Origin of the sequence: Variovorax paradoxus, assembly GCF_029919115.1 — a bacterium.
GTDB classification, from domain to species: domain Bacteria; phylum Pseudomonadota; class Gammaproteobacteria; order Burkholderiales; family Burkholderiaceae_C; genus Variovorax; species Variovorax paradoxus_O.
In genome coordinates this window covers 2730244-2752344 of the sequence record NZ_CP123990.1, presented here as the reverse complement: position 1 = coordinate 2752344, position 22101 = coordinate 2730244, and the positions used below count along the sequence as shown (strand labels likewise).

25 protein-coding genes are annotated in these 22101 nt (G+C 65.7%); 9 read left to right on the top strand and 16 right to left on the bottom strand.

The features are described from left to right. Positions 1-9: 9 nt before the first annotated feature. From QHG62_RS13390 to flgB, 12 genes are all read right to left on the bottom strand, one after another. Positions 10-1383 carry a cache domain-containing protein gene (locus QHG62_RS13390; protein ID WP_281151313.1) on the bottom strand — a complete coding sequence of 458 codons (1374 nt, stop codon included), beginning with the start codon at positions 1381-1383 and terminating at the stop codon, positions 10-12. An 84-nt stretch (positions 1384-1467) separates the two neighbouring features. Continuing rightward, on the bottom strand, positions 1468-3186 hold the full coding sequence (locus QHG62_RS13385) for a methyl-accepting chemotaxis protein (RefSeq protein WP_281151312.1): 1719 nt from the start codon (positions 3184-3186) through the stop codon (positions 1468-1470). A gap of 25 nt (positions 3187-3211) precedes the next feature. Beyond that, a complete protein-coding gene (locus QHG62_RS13380; RefSeq protein ID WP_281151311.1) occupies positions 3212-3727 on the bottom strand; it encodes a chemotaxis protein CheW in 516 nt (171 codons plus the stop codon). 10 nt (positions 3728-3737) lie between these two features. After that, entirely contained in the window at positions 3738-4724 is a 987-nt protein-coding gene (gene flgJ, locus QHG62_RS13375; RefSeq protein WP_281151310.1) for a flagellar assembly peptidoglycan hydrolase FlgJ, read from the bottom strand. Positions 4725-4732: 8 nt separating this feature from the next. After that, positions 4733-5848 carry a flagellar basal body P-ring protein FlgI gene (locus QHG62_RS13370; protein ID WP_281151309.1) on the bottom strand — a complete coding sequence of 372 codons (1116 nt, stop codon included), beginning with the start codon at positions 5846-5848 and terminating at the stop codon, positions 4733-4735. A 4-nt stretch (positions 5849-5852) separates the two neighbouring features. Then, positions 5853-6542 carry a flagellar basal body L-ring protein FlgH gene (locus tag QHG62_RS13365; protein WP_281151308.1) on the bottom strand — a complete coding sequence of 230 codons (690 nt, stop codon included), beginning with the start codon at positions 6540-6542 and terminating at the stop codon, positions 5853-5855. Next, the gene (gene flgG / locus QHG62_RS13360) at positions 6539-7321 is read right to left on the bottom strand and encodes a flagellar basal-body rod protein FlgG (protein ID WP_281151307.1); all 783 of its coding nucleotides are present in this window, start codon (positions 7319-7321) and stop codon (positions 6539-6541) included. The genes QHG62_RS13365 and flgG overlap by 4 nt, the downstream gene beginning before the upstream one ends. 37 nt (positions 7322-7358) lie before the next feature. Beyond that, entirely contained in the window at positions 7359-8108 is a 750-nt protein-coding gene (locus tag QHG62_RS13355; RefSeq protein ID WP_281151306.1) for a flagellar basal body rod protein FlgF, read from the bottom strand. Between the two features lie 7 nt (positions 8109-8115). Beyond that, entirely contained in the window at positions 8116-9330 is a 1215-nt protein-coding gene (gene flgE / locus QHG62_RS13350; protein ID WP_281151305.1) for a flagellar hook protein FlgE, read from the bottom strand. An 88-nt stretch (positions 9331-9418) separates the two neighbouring features. Beyond that, positions 9419-10105: a flagellar hook assembly protein FlgD gene (locus tag QHG62_RS13345; RefSeq protein WP_281151304.1), complete on the bottom strand. Its 687-nt coding sequence runs from the start codon at positions 10103-10105 to the stop codon at positions 9419-9421. Positions 10106-10128: 23 nt separating this feature from the next. Further along, on the bottom strand, positions 10129-10551 hold the full coding sequence (gene flgC / locus QHG62_RS13340; protein ID WP_281151303.1) for a flagellar basal body rod protein FlgC: 423 nt from the start codon (positions 10549-10551) through the stop codon (positions 10129-10131). 17 nt (positions 10552-10568) lie between these two features. Continuing rightward, positions 10569-10973, bottom strand: a complete 405-nt coding sequence (flgB, locus tag QHG62_RS13335) for a flagellar basal body rod protein FlgB (protein WP_281151302.1) — start codon at positions 10971-10973, stop codon at positions 10569-10571. 162 nt (positions 10974-11135) lie between these two features. Here flgB and flgA point away from each other — a divergent pair, with 162 nt between their 5' ends. The 3 genes from flgA (at position 11136) to QHG62_RS13320 (ending at position 12683) form a co-directional block, all read left to right on the top strand. Next, positions 11136-11852 carry a flagellar basal body P-ring formation chaperone FlgA gene (flgA, locus tag QHG62_RS13330; RefSeq protein ID WP_281151301.1) on the top strand — a complete coding sequence of 239 codons (717 nt, stop codon included), beginning with the start codon at positions 11136-11138 and terminating at the stop codon, positions 11850-11852. 82 nt (positions 11853-11934) lie between these two features. Continuing rightward, positions 11935-12231: a flagellar biosynthesis anti-sigma factor FlgM gene (gene flgM, locus QHG62_RS13325; protein WP_281151300.1), complete on the top strand. Its 297-nt coding sequence runs from the start codon at positions 11935-11937 to the stop codon at positions 12229-12231. 5 nt (positions 12232-12236) lie between these two features. Beyond that, complete coding sequence (locus QHG62_RS13320; RefSeq protein WP_281151299.1) at positions 12237-12683, top strand: flagella synthesis protein FlgN; 447 nt, start codon at positions 12237-12239, stop codon at positions 12681-12683. Between the two features lie 6 nt (positions 12684-12689). On the opposite strand, the gene QHG62_RS13315 is transcribed toward QHG62_RS13320, so the two are convergent. Further along, positions 12690-13463, bottom strand: a complete 774-nt coding sequence (locus QHG62_RS13315; RefSeq protein ID WP_281151298.1) for a Crp/Fnr family transcriptional regulator — start codon at positions 13461-13463, stop codon at positions 12690-12692. A 147-nt stretch (positions 13464-13610) separates the two neighbouring features. Beyond that, on the bottom strand, positions 13611-13886 hold the full coding sequence (locus tag QHG62_RS13310) for a hypothetical protein (protein ID WP_281151297.1): 276 nt from the start codon (positions 13884-13886) through the stop codon (positions 13611-13613). Between the two features lie 144 nt (positions 13887-14030). Between QHG62_RS13310 and hemA the strand changes: the two genes are divergently transcribed. From hemA to QHG62_RS13280, 6 genes are all read left to right on the top strand, one after another. Further along, the gene (gene hemA, locus QHG62_RS13305; protein ID WP_281151296.1) at positions 14031-15302 is read left to right on the top strand and encodes a glutamyl-tRNA reductase; all 1272 of its coding nucleotides are present in this window, start codon (positions 14031-14033) and stop codon (positions 15300-15302) included. Between the two features lie 100 nt (positions 15303-15402). Next, positions 15403-16491: a peptide chain release factor 1 gene (gene prfA / locus QHG62_RS13300; RefSeq protein ID WP_281151295.1), complete on the top strand. Its 1089-nt coding sequence runs from the start codon at positions 15403-15405 to the stop codon at positions 16489-16491. A 2-nt stretch (positions 16492-16493) separates the two neighbouring features. Continuing rightward, on the top strand, positions 16494-17342 hold the full coding sequence (gene prmC, locus QHG62_RS13295; RefSeq protein WP_281151624.1) for a peptide chain release factor N(5)-glutamine methyltransferase: 849 nt from the start codon (positions 16494-16496) through the stop codon (positions 17340-17342). Positions 17343-17373: 31 nt separating this feature from the next. Beyond that, on the top strand, positions 17374-17703 hold the full coding sequence (gene grxD, locus QHG62_RS13290; protein ID WP_124960760.1) for a Grx4 family monothiol glutaredoxin: 330 nt from the start codon (positions 17374-17376) through the stop codon (positions 17701-17703). Positions 17704-17722: 19 nt separating this feature from the next. After that, the gene (locus QHG62_RS13285; RefSeq protein WP_281151294.1) at positions 17723-18226 is read left to right on the top strand and encodes a cupin domain-containing protein; all 504 of its coding nucleotides are present in this window, start codon (positions 17723-17725) and stop codon (positions 18224-18226) included. 89 nt (positions 18227-18315) lie between these two features. Then, positions 18316-19599: a hemolysin family protein gene (locus QHG62_RS13280; RefSeq protein ID WP_281151293.1), complete on the top strand. Its 1284-nt coding sequence runs from the start codon at positions 18316-18318 to the stop codon at positions 19597-19599. Between the two features lie 24 nt (positions 19600-19623). Here QHG62_RS13280 and QHG62_RS13275 read toward each other — a convergent pair whose 3' ends face one another. Together QHG62_RS13275 and QHG62_RS13270 are read right to left on the bottom strand one after the other, a co-directional pair. Further along, on the bottom strand, positions 19624-20280 hold the full coding sequence (locus QHG62_RS13275; RefSeq protein ID WP_281151292.1) for a lytic transglycosylase domain-containing protein: 657 nt from the start codon (positions 20278-20280) through the stop codon (positions 19624-19626). After that, positions 20277-22022 carry a proline--tRNA ligase gene (locus tag QHG62_RS13270; RefSeq protein WP_281151291.1) on the bottom strand — a complete coding sequence of 582 codons (1746 nt, stop codon included), beginning with the start codon at positions 22020-22022 and terminating at the stop codon, positions 20277-20279. The genes QHG62_RS13275 and QHG62_RS13270 overlap by 4 nt, the downstream gene beginning before the upstream one ends. Positions 22023-22101: the final 79 nt, after the last annotated feature.

The window sequence follows — 22101 nt, the reverse complement described above, 5'->3', positions numbered from 1 at the left end:
GCTGTTGGCTTAAAACTCTGTCCAGTCGCCGCCGGCCGCACCGGCCATGGCCAGCTGCGGGGACGACGAAGGTGCTTCTTGGGTCTTCCTGGCCGGCGCGGCGCGCCGCGGCTTCGGAGAGGATTCGGAGGGGCGCGCCGACTTGGCTGCGGCAGAGGCGAGCCGTGCGTCTGGCTGAGCCGAAGAGGCTGCGCCGCCTTCGAGCTTGAACACGCTCACCGCGCCTACCAGGCTGGCGGCCTGCTCCTGCATCGACTGCGCCGCGGCGGCTGCTTCTTCGACCAGTGCCGCGTTCTTCTTGGACGATGTGTTGATGGAGCCCATGGTGTCCACCACCTGGCTCACCACGCCACCGCCGCGAACGGCCACTTCAGAAGCCGACAGGGCCAGCTGGTTGGCCTGGCGGGCGTTGTCTGCGTTCTGCTTCACGGTAGAGGTGAGCTCTTCCATCGAGGCGGCTGTTTCTTCGAGCGAGCTGGCCTGCTCTTCGGTGCGCGAAGACAGGTCCTGGTTGCCGGCGGCGATCTGGCCCGAAGCGGTGGCGATGGCATCGGTGCCGGTGCGCACTTCGCCCACCACCTTGGCAAGGCTGTTGCGCATGCCCTGGATTGCGTGCAGCAAGCTCTCCTGGTCGCCGCGCCTCAGGTCGATGCGAACCGCCAGGTCCCCGTCGGCGATGCGGTGCGCAATGGCCGTCGCGTCTGCGGGCTCGCCGCCGAGCTGTTTCAGCAGGCCGCGTGAAATTGCCCAGCCCAGGGCCAGCAGCGCTGCGGCCAGCACCGCCGCACCGATCGACAGGGCGATGATCCGGCCCATGATCGTGGTTTGCACCGTGTCCACATAGACGCCCGAACCGATGATCCAGCCCCAGGGTTCGAAGCCCTTGACGTAGGAAACCTTGGGCACCGGCTTGTCGCTGCCCGGCTTGGCCCACAGATAGGGAACGAAGCCCGCGCCGCTGGCCTTGACGGTGTCGACGAACGAGACGAACAGCCGCTTGCCGTTGGCGTCCTTGTTGGACGAAAGATCCTTGTTCTCCAGCGCCGGGCTGATCGGATGCATCACCATGCGCGGTTGCATGTCGTTGATCCAGAAATACTCGGTGCCGCTGTAGCGCAGGCCGCGAATCGCCTGCATGGCCTGCTCCTTGGCCTGCGGCTCGGTCAGGGTGCCCTTGGCCACGAGCCCGTGGTAATGGCTCAGCAGGCCGTGGGCGCTTTCGACCACCTGGCGCACGCTGGCTTGCCGCTCTTCCATGATGAGCTTTCGCTCGGAAATCAGGAAAAGGGCTGTCAAGGCCGCCACGCCCATGATGGCGCTGGCCGTGAACAGCCCGAGCTTCTGGCCGATGCGAAGGCCACGGGGATTCAAACGGTTGAACATAGTCTCTTCCTAGGGTGGATGTCTTTTGTGCGGTCCTGTCGACAGGTTTATCGGCAGGTGCGCGCAAGACTTGAGGCCATTAGTTCAAAATTCCGTCCAATCGCCGGCTGCGGTGCTGGCCGCGGCCAGTTGCCGGGGTGCGGCAGCCTCGCTCTTGCCGCCCAGCGCTGGGCGCAGGCCCCTGGGAACGGCCTTGAGGGGCCCGATTGCCGTTCGTGTCGCAGGCGCCGCGAACGTCAGCTCGCTGCGCTGCGGCTGCGCGCCAGGCTCCAGCCTGAACACGCTCACCGCGCTCACGAGGCTGGCGGCCTGCTCCTGCATGGATTGCGCCGCGGCGGCCGCTTCTTCGACCAGCGCCGCGTTCTGCTGCGTCACCTGGTCCATCTGCGAGATGGCCTGGTTCACCTGCTCGATGCCGGTGCTCTGCTCCTGGCTCGCGGCGGTGATCTCGCCGATGATGTCGGCAACGCGCTTGACGCCGCTCACGATCTCTTCCATCGTCTTGCCGGCTTCGCCCACCAGGGCGCTGCCCACATCGACCTTGCCGACCGAGTCGTCGATCAGGCCCTTGATTTCCTTGGCGGCTGCGGCCGAGCGTTGCGCCAGGCTGCGCACTTCGGAGGCGACGACCGCAAAGCCCCTGCCCTGCTCACCGGCACGTGCTGCTTCCACTGCGGCGTTGAGGGCGAGGATGTTGGTCTGGAAGGCAATGCCGTCGATCACGCCAATGATGTCGACGATCTTCTTGGACGACGCATTGATCGACGCCATGGTGTCGACCACCTGGCCGACGACATTGCCGCCCTTGATTGCCACTTCGGACGCGGACAGGGCCAGCTGGTTGGCTTGCCGCGCGTTGTCTGCGTTCTGCTTCACGGTAGAGGTGAGCTCTTCCATCGAGGCTGCCGTTTCTTCGAGCGAGCTGGCCTGTTCTTCGGTGCGGGAAGACAGGTCCTGATTGCCTGCGGCGATCTGGCCCGAGGCCGTGGCAATGGCGTCGGTGCCGGTGCGCACGCCGCCGACCACAGTCGCGAGGCTCGTGTTCATGTTCTTCAGGGCCTGCATCAAGAGGCCCGTCTCGTCGGTGGACGACGATTCGATATGGCTCGTGAGGTCGCCGCCCGCAACGGTTTGCGCCACGCGCACCGCTTCGTTCAGCGGGCGCGTGATGCTGCGCGTAAGGAGCCATGCCAGCACGGCGCCGAGCAGCAGCGCAACCACGGCCAGCACAATCACGTTGGCACGGCCCGCGCGGTTGAGGCCTTCCACGGCGTCTGCGGCCTTGTCGATCCGCTCTGCCTGGTGCGTCAGCATGCTGCGAATGCTCGCGTCATACACGTCGAGCATGGGCACCAGCTTGTCGTTGGTGAGCGTGGCGGCCTCGCCCTCCTTGCCTTCGCTCTTCAGCTTGAGAATGGCGTTGCGCAGGTTGACGTACTGGCTGCGCTTTTCCTTGATGTCGGCGCTGATCGCCTGCTCTTCGGGCGAATCGAGCATGGCCTCCAGCTTGGACTGCGTCTCGGAAATGCTCGCACTGGTCTTGCTCATGTGCTTTTGCAGGTACTCCTGCACTTGCGCATCGTTGCTCTTGACCAGCGCGAAGGTGCGCACGCTGTTGCTGCTGGTGTTGAGCAGCCAGTTGGCGGCCAGCCGCTCTTTGACGAGCGAGCGCTCCACCATCTCCTGTACCGCCTGGCCCACGCCTTGCAAACGGAACACGCCGATGCCTGCAATACACGCCATGAGTGCCAGCACCAGGGCAAAACCGATGCCAAGCCGTGTGCCGATTTTCAGGTTCTTCATTTCGGTTGCTCCGTATGCATCGATGTCAGGTGAGTTTTTCGATCAGGCCCATCTCGTCGCTGGACATCAGCTTGTCGATGTCCACCAGGATGAGCATCCGCTCGTCCAGCGTGCCCAGACCGATCAGGTAGTCCGTGTCCAGCACGGCGCCCATCTCCGGCGCGGGCTTGATCTGCTCTGCGCTCAGCGTGATCACGTCCGATACGCTGTCCACCACCATGCCCACCACGCGACCGCCGATGTTCAGCACGATCACCACCGTGAACTGGTCATAGGTAGGTGCGCCCAGCTGGAACTTGATGCGCATGTCGATGATCGGCACGATGATTCCGCGCAGGTTCACCACGCCCTTGATGTACTCCGGCGCATTGGCAATGCGCGTCACCGCGTCGTAGCCGCGCAGCTCCTGCACCTTCTGGATGTCGATTCCGTACTCTTCCTGGCCGAGCGTGAAGGTCACGACCTCCAGCCGGCTGGAAACGGCGGGCGCCGCGCCGCCTCGGAGGTTTTGTTGTTGTGCGGGGGCGATGATCTCTGCCATATGAATTCCTTCAGCTGAACTTCTGCATGATGCGAACGAGCTTCTGCCCGTACTGGGGATCGGTTGCGTAGCCGGCCTTCTGCAGGCCATGCGCTGCCTCGGCCGGCGTATCCGCCGCCAGCACGTTGGCGTAGCGCGGATTGCGCGTGATGAACTTGGCGTAGTCGGTAAAGGCTTCGTCGTACGAGGCGTAGGCCCTGAACTTGGCGCGCACGCGCTGCGGCTCGCCGTCCACGTACTCGGTCGTGGTGGTTTCCACCACGGGGCCCTTCCAGCTGCGGTCGGCCTTGATGCCGAAGAGATTGAAGCTTTGCGTGCCGTCGTCGGCGCGAATTTCGCGCTTGCCCCAGCCGGACTCCAGCGCGGCCTGCGCAAGAATCAGCGGCGCGGGTACGCCGCTGGCGGCGCTTGCCACCTGCGCGGAGCCACCCATGCGCTGCACGAAACTGTCGACGTTGCCTTGCAGCGATGCAACGGCCGCTGCCGCGGGACGCTCGCTGTTGCGCTGGTAGATGCTCAGGTCGACGGGTGCGGCCGGCTGCCTTGCCGCCGCGGACGAAGACGGCGCAGACGACGACGGCGCAGAGCCCAGCGGAATGCCCGATTGCGGTGTCAGCGGAAATCCCGCGCGCGGCGCGAGCGACATGCCTTCCGCGCCGCTTTCCGATTCGCCGCCCGATGCCGCGCCGCGGCTGAGCTGCGCAAGCATGGCCTCGGCCAGGCCCACGCCGCGGCCCGAGAGGTTCTGCGCCAACTGCTGGTCGAGCATCGAGAGGTAGACCTTCTCGTCGCGGTTCTCGAGCAGGCCGCTGGAGGGCGTGGCCTCGCGCATGCTCTTGAGCACCATGTTCATGAACAGCGCCTCGAACTGCCGCGACACCTGCTTCAAGCCTTCGTCGGGCGAGGTGCGAACCGTGTAGCGCAACGCATCGACGCTCTGTACGTCGAGCGCAAGGCGCTGGTCGAGCGCGCCGCTTCTGCTTTCTGGAATTGCCATGCCGGTGCTCAGATGATTTCGAGCTCGGCGCGCAGCGCGCCGGCGGATTTCATGGCCTGCAGGATGGACACCAGGTCTTGCGGATTGGCGCCCAGGCTGTTCAGGCCCTTGATCACGTCGGCCAGCGAGGCGCCGCCGCGCACCATCTGCAAGGCGCCGCCGCCCTGGTTGATGGAGATCTGCGAGGTTTGCCCGACCACGGTGTTGCCCCCTGCAAATGCGTTGGGCTGGCTCACCACGGGATCGGTGTTGATGACCACCGAGAGGTTGCCGTGCGCAACCGCACAGTCGTTCACCCGCACCGCCTGGTTCATGACCACGGAGCCGGTGCGCGCATTGACGACCACGCGCGCCACCGCCTGCGTAGGCGTGACCTCGAGGCTTTCGAGCTGCGCGAGAAAGCCGACACGTTCTTGCTGTGCGGGTGCCTGCACCTGGATCACGCGGGCGTCGAGCGCCTGCGCGGTGCCGGGGCCGAACTGCCGGTTGATGGCATCGACCGCCCGCTGCACCGTGCCGAAATCGGACCGGTTGAGTTCGAGCGAGAACATGCCCTCGCCGCCCACCGGCGCCTCGACGCCGCGCTCGACCAGCGCGCCGCCCGGAATGCGGCCCGAGCTGAGCTGGTTGATCTGCGCCTTGCTGCCGTTGGCCGATGCGCCGGCACCGCCGACCACCATGTTGCCCTGCGCAATGGCGTACACCTGCCCGTCGGCGCCCTTGAGCGGCGTCATGAGCAGCGTGCCGCCGCGCAGGCTCTTGGCATTGCCCATGGACGACACGGTCACGTCGATGTTCTGGCCCGGGCGCGCAAACGACGGCAGCGTGGCCGTGACCATGACGGCCGCCACGTTCTTCAGCTGCATGTTCACGCCCTGCGGGATCGTGATGCCGAGCTGCTGCAGCATGTTGTTCAGGCTTTGCGTGGTGAACGGCGTCTGCATGGTCTGGTCGCCCGTTCCGTCCAGGCCCACCATCAGGCCGTAGCCGATCAGCGGGTTGTCGCGCACGCCCTGGATGCTTGCCAGTTCTTTCAGGCGCTCGGCATGGGCGGGTGCATGCAGGGCCACGGCGCACAGCGCCAGCAGGCCGATACGGCGCACGGTGTTGCAGATGTTTTTCATGGTGCTAGAACGGCATGACATTCAGGAAGAAGCGCTGCATCCAACCCATGTGCTGCGCCTCGTCGATGTAGCCCTTGGCCGTGTATTCGATGCGTGCGTCGGCCACCAGGGTCGACGGCACGGTGTTGTTGCCCGAAACCGTGCGCGGATTCACCACGCCCGAGAACCGGATGTATTCGGTGCCCTGGTTGATGCCCATCTGCTTCTCGCCGCTGACCAGCAAGTTGCCGTTGCGCATCACGTCGACGACCGTGACGGTGATCACCCCGTTGAAGGTGTTGTTGGCGTTGGCGCCGCCCTTGGCGTCGAGCTTGTTGCCGCCGGACAGCTTGGCGTCCTGGCCGTTGAGCAGCGAACCCAGGAGCTTTGGAATGCCGCCTGCAAAGTCCGCCGCCAGGCTGCCGGTGCGGCTTGCGGAGGCGCCGGAGTTCTTGCTGGCGTTGACCCGCTCGCTGATGACGATGGTCAGGATGTCGCCGACGTTGCGGGGCCTGCGGTCTTCGAACAGCGCACTGCCGCCGGGACCGTCCTGGAAGATCGCGCCGTTCGCGCGCCGCGGCGCAGAAGCCATGGTCTCCGCCCGCGCCGTCATCGGCTGGTGCACCAGCGGCTCGCGCGGTACCTGCGCGCAGCCCGAGGCCAGCACGGCGACCAGCGCCGGCAAAAGGAGTGCGCGACGACGGTGGGAGGTCATAACTGTGCGAGGCGCTGCAGCATCTGGTCCGAGGTCTGGACCGCCTTGCTGTTGATCTCGTAGGCGCGCTGCGTAGCGATCATGTTCACGAGCTCTTCGACCACGTTGACGTTCGATGCCTCGACGTAGCCCTGGCTCAGGATGCCGGCGCCGTCCACACCGGGGTTCACCTGGTTGGGTGCGCCCGATGCGTCGGTTTCGGCGTAGAGGTTCTCGCCCTTGCTCTGCAGGCCGGCGGGGTTCAGGAAAGTGGCCAGCTGCAGCTGTCCGACCTGCACCGTGTTGGTGGAGCCGGCCTGCGTGATCGAAACGATGCCGTCGCGGCCCACCGTCAGGCTGGTGGCGTTGGCAGGCAGCGTGATGGCCGGCTGCACCGGAAAGCCGCTGGCCGTGACAAGCTGGCCGTCGCGGTCGGTCTGGAAGGAACCGTCGCGCGTGTACGAGGTGGTGCCGTCGGGCATCAGCACCTGGAAGAAGCCGCCGCCGTTGATGGCAACGTCCGTCGGCTTGTCGGTCTTGGTGAGGTTGCCCTGCGAGTGGATGCGCTCGGTGGCGACCACATGCACGCCGGTGCCTACCTGCAGGCCCGAAGGCAGGCGGGTCTGGTCGGAAGTCTGGCCGCCGACCTGGCGCAGGTTCTGGTACATCAGGTCCTCGAACACGGCACGGCTTCTCTTGAAGCCCGTGGTGCCGACGTTGGCGAGGTTGTTCGACACCACGTCGAGTTGGGTCTGTTGTGCATCGAGACCGGTCTTGGCGATGTAGAGCGAGCGCATCATGATGAAAAATTCCTTGGGAGTTATGTGAGGCGCAGGCTTAGCCGTACGCCAGCAGCTTGTTGGCCGATTGCGCGTTGTCGTCCGCGGTGCGCATCGACTTCATCTGCATTTCGAAGCTGCGGGCGTTGGCGATCATGGCCACCATGGCCTCCACGCCGTTGACGTTGCTGCCCTCGACGGCGCCGGTGGTCACTGAGACAGCGGCATCGGCTTCAGCGGGCGGCAGGCCCTCGCGCATGCGAAACAGGCCGTCGGCACCACGCACCAGGTCGGCCGTGGGCGGGTTGACCAGCTTCAGGCGGCCCACCTCGGCAATGCCGATGGCCGGGTCTCCGGCGCCGCGCGCCGTGACAAGGCCGTTGGCTGCAATGGAGACGGCGGAGCCGGGCGGCACCACAAGTGCGCCGGCATCGCCGAGCACCGGGCGCGAGCCCATGGTGGTGAGCTGGCCTTCGGCATTGACCTGCAGGTTGCCCACGCGGGTGTAGGCCTCGCCGCCGTCCGGCGTCTGCACCACGAGCCAGCCGTCGCCGTGCACCGCGACATCGAGTGCGCGGCCGGTTTCGGTGAGCGGACCATGGCTGAAGTCGGCACCCGGCGTGGTGGCAACCACGTAGGAGCGGGTCGTCGCGTCCGGGCCGCCATCGGTGACCGGCACTGCGCGAAAGCTGTTGATCTGCGCGCGGAACCCGGGTGTCGAGGCGTTCGCCATGTTGTTGGCAACGGAGGCTTGCTGCTCCATGGCCTGCTTGGCGCCGCTCATGGCGACATACAGCATGCGGTCCATAAGCTACTCAGCGGATGTTGATCAGCGTCTGGACGACCTGATCCTGCGTCTTCACCGTCTGCGCGTTGGCCTGGTAGCTGCGCTGCGCGACGATGAGGTTGACCAGCTCGGAGGTCAGGTCGACGTTGGAGGCCTCCAGCGCGCCGGAGGCGAGCGAACCCTGCTTGGTGCCTGCACCCGGCGTGCCAGTGAGCGGCTGGCCCGAAGCCAGCGTTTCGCCCCAGACGTTCTCGCCCTTGGGCTCCAGGCCGTTGGGGTTGGCGAACGACGTCAGCACGACCTGGCCCATCAGCGTGGTCTGCTCGTTGGAGAACTTGCCGGTGATGGTGCCGTCGGGGTTGATCGAGAACGAGGTCAGCGTGCCCGAGGTGAAGCCGTCCTGCTTGAGCGTCTTGATTTCGTTGGCGTTGCCGAACTGCGTGGTGCCCGAGAGGTCCACCGTGGCATTCAGCGCCACCGAGCCGTTGCCGAAGTTCATTGCCGGCAAGGTGATCGAGCCGCCCGCGGGCGTGAGCAGGTTGCCGTTGCCGTCGAAGGTCATCGCCGAGATGGGCGCGCCACCGTTGAGCGCGGTGCCGTCGGCCGCGCCGTACACGTTCCAGGCGTTGGCGCCGGTCTTCACGAAGAAGACGCCAAGCTCATGCGGGGCGCCGAGCGAATCGAAGATGGGGCCGAGCGCGTTCGAATAGTTGAAGGTGTCCGAATCGGTCGGAGAGAACGGCGTCTTGGTGGGCACTGCTTCGCGCATGTCCAGATTGAAGGTGGCGTCTATGGCAGTGGTGGCCTTCGGGCTCATGGCCGTGGTCTGGACCTGCAGCGGGCCGGGCGTGCCGCCGTCGAGGCCGCCGGTGGCCGAAACGCCGTAGCCCGTCAGGCGCAGGCCGGCGGCGTTGACGATGAAGCCGTCCTTGTCGCGCGTGAACTGGCCATTGCGCGAATACATCACCTCACCGCTCGGGCTGCTGAGGCGGAAGAAGCCGTCGCCGTTGAGGATGGCGATGTCCAGGGGGCGGCTGCTGGTTTGCACCGAACCCTGCGTGAAGTTCTGCACGATGCCCGACACCGCAACGCCGAGGCCGACGCGCGAGCCCGCATACACGTCCTGGAACGTGGCCGCGCCCGACTTGAAGCCCACGGTATTTGAGTTGGCGATGTTGTTGCCGATGACGTCCAGGTTGGCGGCGGCTGCGGACAAGCCGCTGATGCCTTGGGAAAAGCCCATGATCGAATCCTTGTTTCAGTGCGAGGAAGAAATGGAAATGGCTTGCGGCGCGAGGGCCGCTGCCGATGAAGAACGCATGCCGGGTTGCTCAGAGGAACATGCGCACATCGGCCAGGCCGATGCTGTTGCCCGACATCAGCTCGAGCGTGATGCCGTCGGCGCCTTGCTTGACGGCAGCCACTTGCGAGAAGACCAGAGAGGTGGCTTTCACGTCGGTGCCGTTGTTGCTGGCCGAGACCGTGAAGGTGTAAGAGCCGGGGGCCGCCACGGTGCCGTCGTCGGCCTTGCCGTCCCAGCTGACCGCATTGACGCCTTCAGTCATGGAGCCGAGCGACATCGTGCGCACGGTGTTGCCGGCGGCATTGACGATCTTCACCTCGACGTTGCCGGCCGTACCCGGCAGCTGCACCGCAAAGGGCACGGCCGCCGGCTCTTCGCCGGCCTTGGGTTCGGTGGTGCCGATGGTGTTGCCCGGCGACAGCACGTTGTAGCCAATGAGCGATGCCGCCTGCAGCACCTGGTTGGTACCGGTCTGGTTCACCAGGCCGCTCAGCGCCGCGTTGAGCCGCTCGATGCCGCTCACGGTGCTCATCTGCGCGAGCTGGCTGGTGAGCTCGGCGTTCTCCATCGGGTTGAGCGGGTCCTGGTTGTTGAGTTGCGTGACCAGCAGCTTGAGGAAGCGCTGCTCGCTGTCCACTTCGGAGGTGTTGCCGGCGCTGGAAGCGGCCGTGGCTGCGTTGAGCCCGGTGATGGAGGAGGTGTCGGAAATGGCCATGGCTTGTGGTGTGGATGTACGGGTTACTGGCCGATGCTCAGCGTCTTGACCATGAGGGTCTTGGCGGTGTTCAGCACCTCGACGTTGGCCTGGTAGTTGCGGGAGGCGGAGATCATGTTGGTCATCTCCTCGACCACGTTGACGTTGGGCATCGACACGTAGCCTTCGGGGTTGGCATGCGGGCTCTTGGGGTCGAAGACCATCTTGAGCGGCGAGGCGTCTTCGACCACGCGGGCCACCTTCACGCCTCCGATGTCCTGCTGGCCGGGGCCGGAGGAGGCCACTTCGAACACGACCTGCTTGGCGCGGTAGGGCTTGCCGTCGGGGCCGGCCACGCTTTCGGCGTTGGCCAGGTTGCTCGCGGTCACGTTCATGCGCTGCGACTGCGCGGACATGGCGGAACCCGCCACGCTGAAGATGTTCATGGATGCGCTGGGATGCGGCATGCGTGTCTCTCCTGTGCTTATTGCGCCGCGGCGAGCAGCGACTTGATCTTGGCGCTGACCACCGTGAGGTTGGCTTCGTAGCGCAGCGCGTTGTCGGCAAAGTTGATGCGTTCGGCATCCATCTCGACGGTGTTTCCGTCAATGCTGGGTTGGCTCGGCACGCGGTACAGCAAATCCCGGTCGGGCATCGACGAGCCCTGGCCCTGGATGTGGCGGGGCGACGTGGCGGCCATCTGCACCGATTGGCCTCCACGGCCCTGCTCTACCGCTTGCGTGAGGCGGCTCGAAAAATCGAAGTCACGCGCCTTGTAGTTGGGCGTGTCGGCGTGTGCGATGTTGGCGGCCAGCACTTCCTGGCGCTGTGCCCGGAGGTTGAGTGCTTCGCGGTTGAAGCGCAGCGCCGCATCCAGCTTGTCGATCATGTTTTTCCATCATTGGTGGCATCGCGTCCCAGGTGGGCATGGCGACTGATGGAAAGCGAGTCTATGCATGCACTGCTTTCGCAATGGCCCGAACAAAGGGGCATTTGGCGTGCACTTCGAATCTTCGGATCGGGTGCGTCTTCCTAGAATTGCCGGGCACCCATGATGGAAAAAACCCACTCCCACAAGCGCCTCCTGAAGATCGTGCTGCCAGCCTTGGCGGCAGGACTCGCAGCGGCCACATCCGTTGCCGCGGCGCCACTTGCAGGCGACGCGCGCGCCGCCGCGGACAAGTTGCTGCAGGCGCAAACCGCCGGGCTGCCGGGCAAGGTCAGCATCCGCGTGGAGGCTCCGGGCTCCGGCCCGCTGCCGCCGTGCGATGCGCTCGAGGCTTTTCTGCCGCGCGGCGCCGCTGCCTGGGGGCGCGTGTCGGTGGGCTTGCGCTGCCATTCGGAGCAAAAGCCCTGGACGCGCTTTGTGCTGGCCCATGTCGCGGTAGAGGGCCGCTACTTCGTCGCGCTGCAGAACATCGACACCGGAAAGCCCTTGGGCGCCGGCGACTTTGCCGCCCGCAACGGCGATCTCACGGCGCTGCCCCGTTCGGTGGTTACAGACGCTTCGGAACTCGAAGGCGTGGTGGCGGCCAACCGCATTGCATCGGGGGCGCCGCTGCGGCGCGAAATGGTTCGCGGCGTCTCGGTGATCCAGCAAGGCCAGACGGTCAAGGTGGTTGCCGCCGGGCCGGGCTACAGTGTGAGTACCGAGGCCCGCGCAATGACCAGCGCCGGGGCGGGTGCCACCGTGCGGGCCAAGACCCTGGACGGCCGCCTGGTCAGTGGCGTGGCCGACGAGGAAGGCCAGGTACGGCTGGCGCAGTAGCCGAATTCACGGCGCAGTGCGCCATGCCCTAAAGTTTCGGCCCGAACTGCCGATACACAAGGCAGCCCTTTGAGGAACCATCTTGAAAATCGATCCATCTGCCCCGTCGGCCACACCGCTCACCCGAACGAAAAAGGGCGCATCGTCATCGCCAGCCAGCGGCACCGAAGCCGCCCAGGGTGGCAAGGACGTGGTGCAGCTCTCGACGGGACAGGTGCATTCGCTGCCCGAAGCGCTCAATGCCGATTTCGACGCAGCACGCGTGGCCGCCATCCGCGAGGACATCCGGGCCGGGCGCTACGAAATTCATCCCGACCGAATCGCCCGCGGCCTGCTGAGCAGCGTGCGCGAACTGCTGCAAGAAAACGGAAAGCTGTAACCGCCATGCTGGTTCACCTGTTGGCCGAGAAATCCTGCGTAGAAGAATTCCTGTCCCTGCTCGGCCAGGAAGCAGACGCCATGAAGAACGGCCGTTTTGCGGAGCTGCCCCTTTTGACCGAACGCAAGACAGGCCTGCTCGATCGCATGGCGGCACTCGACCAGGCCCGCGAGGCGGCCCAGGTGGCGCGCGGCTTCGAACCCGGCCGTGCAGGCGCCGATGCGGCTGCGGCCGCCGATGGCGAGGCGTCGCTGGCCGCCTGGACTGCCCTGGTCGAACTTGCCCAGCAAGCCAGGGCCGACAACCGCCGCAATGGCTCGATGGTGTACAGCCAGCTCGATTTCACGCAAAACGCGCTGCATTACCTGCAGGCCAGCGCCCAGCCCTTCTACGGACCGAACGGAATCCGCAAGCCCGCGAGCGGCATGGGAACCCGCTTGGCGGTGGGTTGACCGCGTTCAACCCTTGCGGGGCTTGCCCGGCTTGGGCTCTTCGAACAATTCCGAGAAGAAGGACGGGCCCACCTCGCCGGCGGGCGGGTTTGCCGGCGGGGTGCTCGCCTCTCCCGGTGCAAGCTCCTGAAAGTCCGACGATGCGAAGTGCGGGGGCACGTAGACGCCGTGCTCGTCTCTCCTGACCAGGCCGCGGCGCTCCAGGTCCCGCATGGTCTTGTTGACCTGCATCCGGGAGAGCCCTGAATAAGAGGCGATGACCGACTGCGTGATCCGCTTGTCGTAGCCCCCGCCGGTGCCCGGCGCCAGCACGGTGAGCTCATGGAGGATGCGGCTGATGAGCCGCTCGGACGAAGCCGATGAAATCTGCCGGATCTGCCTGCGCAGCACCGTGGTGCGCTTCATCACGACTTCGAGCAGCCCCATCGTCACGGCCGGATGCCGATCGCACAGCGCGCGCAGTTCGAGTGCGGGCACCAGGTAAAGAGAGGTGGGCAGAGCTGCGATGAGCGTTGCGCCCGGCTGGTATCGCTCCTCGATGGGGGCGGCATTCAGGAAGAGATCGTCCTGCCTGATGAAATCGGTGGTGACGTCGCCGCTGTCTTCGCTGCCTTGCACCACCACCCGCAACAGGCCGGTGGCCACGCAATAGACACGGTCTGTCCAGTCATCCGCACCCAGCACAACCTCGTTTCGGCGGTAGGAACGAAGTTCGATCCGCTGGACAAACGCTGCCCGTTCGTCCTGGGGAACGCTGGCAAGAAGAGGATGCAAATACATCTATACCGTCCAAAGGCTCACTTGCCCTGATGGTCAAGGCAGTTCGCCAAAAATCGTTCTCAGGTGTGAAAAATTACCACTCCAATTAATATATTAACCTAAGTAACATCTTGACACGCAACGCGTAACAATTGTTTTGGCACCGACCTATTTCTGCCAACTTTTCGACACCGTCCATTGGCTTGTAGCGCAGGCCAGCACAAGCGCTGCGTAGGTGATCATCGCGCCATCACGACCAGAAAAGACCAGCCCGGCCAGGAGCACCAACGTGCCCACGCCGAAGTTGACTGCCCCCTGGATCCACCAGGCCGGCGCACCCGCCCGGCGGCCAAAGACCCGGCCCGCCAGCGCGCACATGAAACCGACGGCCAAGGCAGGCGCCACAAAGTTGAGCAGATGGTTGAGTAGAGCCAGCAGGGACATGGAAGGCGCCAGGAGAAGGGGTTGGGCAAGGCGGGAAGCGCCAGATAAAGCAAGGGCGCCTGGGGCGCCCTTCTTCGTGTTGCTGGGTATGCGGCAAACCCCTTGGCAGCCGCGCAGCTCGTGCTGATTTTATAATCAGGAGATATGTCAGTCTGGACCCTTGGGTTGAACCACACGACCGCGCCGCTCGATCTGCGCGGTCGTTTTGCGTTCGCGCTCGATCAGCTGGCACCCACGCTGCAGAGTTTGCGCAGTTCGTTCGCCTCCGGCCGGCATCCACAGGTCGAGGCCGCCATCATCTCGACCTGCAACCGCACCGAGATCTATTGCGCCGCCGAACACGCCGCGCTCGACCATACGCTTGGCTGGCTGGCCGAAAACGGTGGCGTGGCACCGGCGCTGCTGCGCTCGCACTCCTACACGCTGCACGACGACGAGGCTGCGCGCCATGCCTTCCGGGTGGCCAGCGGGCTCGACTCCATGGTGCTCGGCGAAGCCCAGATCCTCGGGCAGATGAAAGACGCCGTGCGCGCCGCCGAAACCGCCGGCGCGCTCGGCAGCACGCTCAACCAGCTGTTCCAGCGGTCTTTCGCGGTTGCCAAAGAAGTGCGTACCGCCACCGAGATCGGCGCGCATTCCATCAGCATGGCGGCCGCCGCGGTCCGGCTGGCCGGCCAGCTCTTCGAGGACCTGCACCAGACGCGCGTGCTGTTTGTAGGCGCGGGCGAAATGATCGACCTGGCCGCCACGCACTTCGCGGCCAAGGACCCGAAAACGATTGCCATTGCCAACCGCACGCTCGAGCGCGGCGAAAAGCTGGCCTCGCGCTTTGGCGGAGAAGCCATGCGGCTGGCCGACCTGCCGAGCCGGCTCGCAGAATTCGACATTGTGGTGAGCTGCACCGCCAGCACCCTGCCGATCATCGGCCTGGGCGCGGTGGAACGCGCGCTCAAGGCGCGCAAGCACCGCCCGATGTTCATGGTCGACCTGGCGGTGCCGCGCGACATCGAGCCCGAGGTGAAAGCGCTCGAAGACATCTATCTCTACACCGTGGACGATCTCGCGCAGGTGGTGCAGCAAGGCCAGGCCAACCGGCAGGCCGCGGTGGCGCAAGCCGAAGTGATCATCGACGCAGGTGTGCAGAGCTTCATGCACTGGCTCGGCCAGCGCGGCACGGTGCCGCTCATCCAGCAGCTCAACGCCCAGACCGATGAATGGCGGGCGGCCGAAATGGCCCGCGCCCGCAAGCTGCTGGCCAAGGGCGAATCGGTCGATGCGGTGCTCGAAGCCATGTCGCGCGGGCTCACGCAGAAGATGCTGCACGGCGCGCTGGCCGAACTGCATGCGGGCGACGCGGCTTCGCGCGAGCAGACGGCCCAGACGATTTCGCGGCTCTTCCTGCGCAAAGAGCGTTAGCGACGCTTGCCGCCGCCGGCCCGGCCCGTTGTTGCCGCGGCCATCCTGCGCCTTGCCGCCGCGAGCCGCACTCCCCTATTCTTCCTCGGCATTTTTCGACGTGAAACCTTTTCTGCGCCACCAACTCGAGCGCTACGCGCAGCGCCTCGGCGAACTCGACTTTCTGCTGTCGCGCGAAGACATCATGAGCGACATGGCGCAGTACCGCACCATCTCGCGCGAGCATGCCGAAATCACGCAGATCGCGGGCCGCTTCGAACGCTACAAGCAGCGCGAAGCCGACATTGCCGGCGCGCGCGAAATGCTCGGCGACCGGGACATGGCCGAGATGGCGCAAGAAGAAATCGCCGGTGCCGAGGCCGAGCTGGTCCAGCTCGAGGAAGAGCTGCAGCGCCTGCTGCTGCCAAAAGACCCGGACGACGCGCGCAACGCGTTCCTCGAAATTCGCGCGGGCACGGGTGGCGACGAATCGGCCCTGTTCGCGGGCGACCTGCTGCGCATGTACACGCGCTATTGCGAGCGCGCCGGCTGGCGCTGCGAAGTGGTGAGCGAAAGCGAAAGCGAGCTCGGCGGCTACAAGGAAGTGGTGATCCGCATCGTCGGCAATGACGTGTTCGGGCACCTTCGGTTCGAGTCGGGCGGCCATCGCGTGCAGCGCGTGCCGGCCACCGAAACCCAGGGCCGCATCCACACCAGCGCCTGCACGGTGGCCGTGCTGGCCGAGCCCGACGAAACGGTGGCGGTGCAGATCAACCCGGCCGACCTGCGCATCGACACCTACCGCGCGAGCGGCGCCGGCGGCCAGCACATCAACAAGACCGACTCGGCCGTGCGCATCACGCACATTCCGACCGGCATCGTGGCCGAATGCCAGGATGACCGCAGCCAGCACCGCAACAAGGCGAAGGCGCTGCAGGTGCTCTCCGCGCGCATCCAGGAGAAGGAGCGCAGCGAGCGCGCCGCCAAGGACGCCGCCATGCGCAAGGGCCTTATCGGGAGCGGCGACCGCTCGGACCGCATTCGCACCTACAACTTTCCGCAGGGCCGGCTGACCGATCACCGCATCAACCTCACGCTCTACAAGCTGCTGGCCATCATGGAGGGCGACCTCGGAGACGTGCTGGATGCCCTGCGCGCTGCGCGCGAGGCCGAGCAATTGGCCGAGCTCGAATCGAGCCTGCCGGCGTGACGATGACGGCTGCCACCACGCCGACCACCGTGGCGCAGGCGCTGGCTGCGGCGGTGGCGCTGGGCGTGGACAGGCTCGACGCGCAGTTGCTGCTGCTGCACACGCTGGGCCGCGCGGCGCACGACCGCGCATGGCTGCTGGCGCATGACACCGATGCCATGTCCGATGCGGCGTGGTCCGCGCTCGCGGAACGGCTGTCGCGCCGGCTGGCGGGCGAGCCGGTGGCCTACCTGCTCGGCGAAAAAGAGTTTCACGGTCTTGCCCTGCAGGTGGACGCGCGGGTGCTGGTGCCACGCCCCGACACCGAAACACTGGTCGACTGGGCCCTGGAGTGCCTCGACGGCCGCGAGGCTCCGCGCGTGCTCGACCTGGGCACCGGCAGCGGTGCCATCGCGCTGGCGCTGCAGCACGCGCGGCCGGATGCGCAGGTCGACGCTGTCGATGCCAGCGCCGATGCGCTGGCCGTTGCCCGGGCCAATGCCGAGCGCCTTGGACTTGCGGTACGTTTCAGCCAGGCCCATTGGCTGGAAGGTGCGGCCGGCGGCTACGCAGTCATTGCAAGCAACCCGCCTTACATCGCGGTCGGCGATCCGCATCTGCCCGCGCTCGGGCACGAGCCTCTGGCCGCGCTGGTGGCGGGGGTCGACGGGCTCGACGACATCCGCCAGATCGTGCAGAACGCCCCGTCGCACCTTGCCGAGGGCGGTTGGCTGCTGCTGGAACACGGCCACGACCAGGCAGCGGCCGTGCGCCAGTTGCTGGGAGCACGCGGTTTCGCGGAAGTCCAAAGCCGCGATGACCTTGCCGGCATCGCGCGCTGTTCCGGCGGAATCTGGCGCCCGGTGAAATAATCCCCTCAAGCCCACTTTTTCAGGAGTCCCCATGTCCGACGCTCAACAACGCATCGACGACCTCGTCAAGACCAACGACCTCGTGCTCTTCATGAAGGGCAACGCGAGCTTTCCGATGTGCGGCTTTTCGGGCCGTGCAATCCAGATCCTCAAGGCCGTCGGCGTCGACACCAAGACGCTCAAGACCGTCAACGTGCTCGAGGACGACGGCATCCGCCAGGGCATCAAGGAATACAGCAACTGGCCGACGATTCCCCAGCTCTACGTGAAGGGCGAATTCGTGGGCGGCTCGGACATCATGATGGAGATGTACGAATCGGGCGAACTGCAGCAAGTGCTGGGCGGCAGCAACCCCGCCTGATTCTTCCTTCAGGCCCGCCATGAGCCACGATCGCGACGGCCACTCGCACGACGGCGAGGCTGCTCCGGCCTGGAAGCACGATGGCGTGCGCGTGGTCGCGGCCAACCAGCTCGATGTCAACACGGCGCAGACGCCCGGCATGAACCGGGCGGCAGCCATCAACTTTGCCCGTGTCGGTGCGCAAAAGTTGTGGGCGGGCACCGTCACCATCCATGCCGACGCCAAGACAGGTGCCCATCACCACGGGCACCTCGAATCGGTGATCTACGTCGTGCGTGGCCGCGCGCGCATGCGCTGGGGTGAAAAGCTCGAGTTCACGGCCGAAGCGGGACCGGGCGATTTCATCTACGTGCCGCCCTACGTGCCGCACCAGGAAATCAACGCCAGCGCGACCGAGCCGCTCGAGTGCGTGCTGTGCCGCAGCGACGGCGAAGCGGTGGCCGTCAACCTGGACATCGAGCCGGTGGAAAAACCGGAATCGGTGCTCTGGGTCGATCCGACCCACCCGCACGGCGGCGTCTAGCTTTACGGCAGCCGGGCAAGCCCGGTTCAGCGGCAGTCGACGGAATGGGCGCCATGTCATGGCACCATGGCACTCTTCGAAGTGCCATCATGACCCTGACCCAAAGCCTGCTCATCATCGTCTTGCTGATCGCGATGAGCGCATTCTTCTCACTTGCCGAGATCACCCTTGCCGCCTCGCGGCGCCTGCGCCTGCGCCAGATGGCCGACGACGGCGACCCGCGGGCCGAGCGCGTGCTGCGCGTGCAGGAGCAACCGGGCCACTACTTCACGGTGGTGCAGATCGGCCTCAACGCGGTAGCCATTCTCGGCGGCGTGGTGGGTGAGGGCTCGCTCAGCCCCTACTTTGCGCGCTTCTTCGAAAACTGGCTGAGTGTGGAAGCCTCGGCGAATGTGGCCTTCCTGTGCTCGTTCGTGATCGTCATTGCGGTGTTCCTGGTGTTTGCCGACCTGTTCCCCAAGCGGCTCGGCATGAGCAACCCGGAGAACATCGCCGTGCGCATGGTCGGGCCGATGCTGCTGCTGATCACGGCGTTCAAGCCGCTGGTGTGGCTGTTCACCCGTTCGACCGACATGCTCTTCAAGGTGCTGGGCATGCCGCTCGTGCGCGACGACAAGATCACCTCGGCCGACATCCTGGCCATGACCGAGGCCGGCGCGCGCGCGGGCGTGCTCGCGGTGCGCGAACAACAGGTGATCGCCAACGTGTTCGAGCTGGACACGCGCCTGGTGAGCAGCGTGATGACGGTGCGCGACAACATCGCCTGGTTTCTGCACGACGACCCCGAATCGGTGCTGCGGGCGCGCATCGTGGCCGAGCCTTTTTCTGCCTATCCGGTGTGCGACGGCGACATCGATCACGTGCTTGGGTATGTCGATGCAAAGGACATGTTCCAGCGCGTGCTGAGCGGCCAGCCGCTCGCCTTCGACAAGGGATTGCCGCTGCATAAGGCACTGGTCGTTCCCGACCGGCTTTCGCTCACTGAAGTGCTCGAGCAGTTCCAGCAGGCGCATGAAGACTTCGCGATCATCGTCAACGAGTACAGCCTGGTGGTGGGCGTCATCACGCTCAACGACGTGATGAGCACGGTCATGGGCGACCTGGTGTCGATGCCCGACGAAGAGCAGATCGTGAAGCGCGACGAGAACTCATGGTTGATCGACGGCGTGACGCCGATCCAGGATGTGCAGCGCGCATTGCACATCGACGAGCTGCCGCATTCGGACGAATACGAAACGCTCGCCGGCTTCCTGATGGTGATGCTGCGCCGCGTGCCCAAGCGCACCGACAGCGTGAGCTGGGGCGGCTACACCTTCGAGGTGATGGACGTCGACAGCTACCGAATCGACCAGGTCATGGTGACAAGGACTTAGCTCGCCCCCAGTCTTCGCGCACGATCAGGCGGCTGCGCGGTCCTTCTCCACGAAGGTCCAGAGGCGCTGGTTGGCAAACACGGCGTTGGGGTACGGCGACTTGCCGCGGCTGCCGTTGTAGCGGCCGAGCGTCATGTACAGGTCGCCCTGCTCGCGGTCGAGGTAGTGGCGCAGGATGACGCAGCCGAAGCGCAGGTTGGTCTGCATGTGGAACAGCTTGGCGGGATCGCTGTCGCCGATCACCCGGGTCCAGAACGGCATGACCTGCATGTAGCCTCGCGCACCGGCGCTGGACACCGCGAACTTGCGGAAGTTGCTCTCGACCTGGATGAGCCCCAGCACCAGGCTCACGTCGAGGCCGGAGCGCTTGCTCTCGTACCAGACGGTCTGCAGGAACTCCTTGCGCGTGGGCCAGTCGGCAATCTTTTTCTTGAGGCGCTCGCTCATTTCGCCGAGCCAGCGCAAATAGTTCAGGCGAGCCTCGGTGCTTGGAAACTCCGGAACCGGCGGCGCCTTGTTGTGGATGGCCGAGCTCAGCGCAGTGCGCACCGAATCGATCAGCGGCTCTTCGATCTGCGCACCGGCATGGGCGGCCTGCGGCAGCGACAGTGCCGCGAGGGCACCCGCCGCCGCGCCGGCGCCCAGGCACTGGCGTCGCGAGAGGCCGCCCTCCACGCTCATTTCGCGAGCTTGCCGGTGATGAACTCGGCGATGCCGGCGGCCGGCACCTTGGTGGCCGCGGTGTCGCGGCGATGCTGGTATTCGAGCTGGCCTTCCTTCAGGCCGCGGTCGGAAATGACCACGCGGTGTGGCACGCCGATCAGCTCCCAGTCGGCGAACATCGCGCCCGGGCGCTCGCCGCGGTCGTCGAGCAGCACATCGACGCCGGCTGCGAGCAGCTGCTCGTAGAGCGCCTCGGCGGCCACCTTGACCTCGGGGCTGCGGTCCATGCCGATCGGGCAGACCACCACGGTGAAGGGCGCCAGCGCGTCCGGCCAGATGATGCCTCGCTCGTCGTGGTTCTGTTCGATGGCGGCAGCGGGCAGGCGCGTGATGCCGATGCCATAGCAGCCCATCTCGAGAAACTGCGGCTTGCCGCCTTCGTCCAGGTACGTGGCGTTCATGTCCTTGCTGTACTTGGTGCCGAGCACGAAGACGTGGCCGACCTCGATGCCGCGCTCGATGGCGAGCACGCCCTTGCCGTCGGGCGAGGCGTCGCCGGCCACCACGTTGCGCAGGTCGGCCACCAGCTCGGGCTCGGGCAGGTCGCGGCCCCAGTTGACGCCGGTCATGTGGAAGTCGATTTCGTTGGCGCCGGTGATCCAGTCGGCCATGACGGCGACTTCGCGGTCTGCCACGAGCTTGACGGGCTTCTTGAGGTTCAGGGGGCCGAGATAGCCGGGCTTGCAGCCGAAGTGCTCGTCGATTTCAGCCAGCGTCGCGAAGCGGAAGCCCTTGTCCAGGCCCGCCACCTTGCTCACCTTGATCTCATTCATGTCGTGGTCGCCGCGCAAGAGCAGCAGCCAGACTTGCGAACCCTTCAGGTTGCCGGCCTCATCGGCGATGTCGGTTGCCAGCACCAGCGACTTGACGGTGGTGGAGAGCGGCACGCCGAGGAGCTCTGCGACGTCGGCACAGGTGCTCTTGCCGGGAGTGGGCGTTTTGTCGAGCGCCTTGGCCGCGGCCGGGCGCGGGCCGGCCGGCGGCAGCGCCTCGGCCTTTTCCATGTTGGCGGCGTAATTGCTGTCGGGGCAATAGACGATGGCGTCTTCGCCGGTCGCGGCAATCACCTGGAACTCTTCGCTCAGGTCGCCGCCGATGGCGCCGCTGTCGGCCGCCACGGCACGGTAGCGCAGGCCGAAGCGGTCGAAGATGCGGCGGTACGCATCGGCCATGACCTGGTAGCTGGCCTTGGCGGCGTCCAGGTCGCGGTCGAAGCTGTAGGCGTCCTTCATGATGAACTCGCGCCCACGCATGAGGCCGAAGCGCGGACGGCGTTCGTCCCGGAACTTGGTCTGGATCTGGTAGAAATTCTTCGGCAGCTGCTTGTAGCTGCGAATTTCCTGGCGCGCGATGTCAGTCACCACTTCTTCGCTGGTCGGCTGGACCACGAAGTCGCGGTCGTGCCGGTCCTTGATGCGCAGCAGCTCGGGGCCCATCTTGTCGAAGCGGCCGGTCTCTTGCCAGAACTCGGCCGGCTGCACCACGGGCATCGTGAGCTCGACCGCGCCGGCGCGGTTCATTTCCTCGCGCACGATGGCCTCGACCTTGCGGATCACGCGCAGGCCCATGGGCATGTAGGTATAGATGCCGGTGCCGAGCTTCTTGATCATGCCGGCGCGCATCATGAGCCGGTGGCTCGCGACTTCGGCGTCGGCCGGCGCTTCCTTGAGGGTGGAGACAAAAAATCGGGAAGCTTTCATCGGGATCGCGCTGGTGGATTCAAAGTCGTAGGGAAAACAGGCGCCGGAAGAGACCTCCGGGAACCCGTGAGCCTCGAAC

Bases quoted from the DNA above. Each gene is read 5' to 3' on its own strand.
- QHG62_RS13390 (WP_281151313.1), bottom strand. From the start codon at position 1,383: ATGTTCAACCGTTTGAATCCCCGTGGCCTTCGCATCGGCCAGAAGCTC.
- QHG62_RS13385 (WP_281151312.1), bottom strand. From the start codon at position 3,186: ATGAAGAACCTGAAAATCGGCACACGGCTTGGCATCGGTTTTGCCCTG.
- QHG62_RS13380 (WP_281151311.1), bottom strand. From the start codon at position 3,727: ATGGCAGAGATCATCGCCCCCGCACAACAACAAAACCTCCGAGGCGGC.
- flgJ (WP_281151310.1), bottom strand. From the start codon at position 4,724: ATGGCAATTCCAGAAAGCAGAAGCGGCGCGCTCGACCAGCGCCTTGCG.
- QHG62_RS13370 (WP_281151309.1), bottom strand. From the start codon at position 5,848: ATGAAAAACATCTGCAACACCGTGCGCCGTATCGGCCTGCTGGCGCTG.
- QHG62_RS13365 (WP_281151308.1), bottom strand. From the start codon at position 6,542: ATGACCTCCCACCGTCGTCGCGCACTCCTTTTGCCGGCGCTGGTCGCC.
- flgG (WP_281151307.1), bottom strand. From the start codon at position 7,321: ATGATGCGCTCGCTCTACATCGCCAAGACCGGTCTCGATGCACAACAG.
- QHG62_RS13355 (WP_281151306.1), bottom strand. From the start codon at position 8,108: ATGGACCGCATGCTGTATGTCGCCATGAGCGGCGCCAAGCAGGCCATG.
- flgE (WP_281151305.1), bottom strand. From the start codon at position 9,330: ATGGGCTTTTCCCAAGGCATCAGCGGCTTGTCCGCAGCCGCCGCCAAC.
- QHG62_RS13345 (WP_281151304.1), bottom strand. From the start codon at position 10,105: ATGGCCATTTCCGACACCTCCTCCATCACCGGGCTCAACGCAGCCACG.
- flgC (WP_281151303.1), bottom strand. From the start codon at position 10,551: ATGCCGCATCCCAGCGCATCCATGAACATCTTCAGCGTGGCGGGTTCC.
- flgB (WP_281151302.1), bottom strand. From the start codon at position 10,973: ATGATCGACAAGCTGGATGCGGCGCTGCGCTTCAACCGCGAAGCACTC.
- flgA (WP_281151301.1), top strand. From the start codon at position 11,136: ATGATGGAAAAAACCCACTCCCACAAGCGCCTCCTGAAGATCGTGCTG.
- QHG62_RS13320 (WP_281151299.1), top strand. From the start codon at position 12,237: ATGCTGGTTCACCTGTTGGCCGAGAAATCCTGCGTAGAAGAATTCCTG.
- QHG62_RS13315 (WP_281151298.1), bottom strand. From the start codon at position 13,463: ATGTATTTGCATCCTCTTCTTGCCAGCGTTCCCCAGGACGAACGGGCA.
- QHG62_RS13310 (WP_281151297.1), bottom strand. From the start codon at position 13,886: ATGTCCCTGCTGGCTCTACTCAACCATCTGCTCAACTTTGTGGCGCCT.
- hemA (WP_281151296.1), top strand. From the start codon at position 14,031: ATGTCAGTCTGGACCCTTGGGTTGAACCACACGACCGCGCCGCTCGAT.
- prmC (WP_281151624.1), top strand. From the start codon at position 16,494: ATGACGGCTGCCACCACGCCGACCACCGTGGCGCAGGCGCTGGCTGCG.
- grxD (WP_124960760.1), top strand. From the start codon at position 17,374: ATGTCCGACGCTCAACAACGCATCGACGACCTCGTCAAGACCAACGAC.
- QHG62_RS13285 (WP_281151294.1), top strand. From the start codon at position 17,723: ATGAGCCACGATCGCGACGGCCACTCGCACGACGGCGAGGCTGCTCCG.
- QHG62_RS13280 (WP_281151293.1), top strand. From the start codon at position 18,316: ATGACCCTGACCCAAAGCCTGCTCATCATCGTCTTGCTGATCGCGATG.
- QHG62_RS13275 (WP_281151292.1), bottom strand. From the start codon at position 20,280: ATGAGCGTGGAGGGCGGCCTCTCGCGACGCCAGTGCCTGGGCGCCGGC.
- QHG62_RS13270 (WP_281151291.1), bottom strand. From the start codon at position 22,022: ATGAAAGCTTCCCGATTTTTTGTCTCCACCCTCAAGGAAGCGCCGGCC.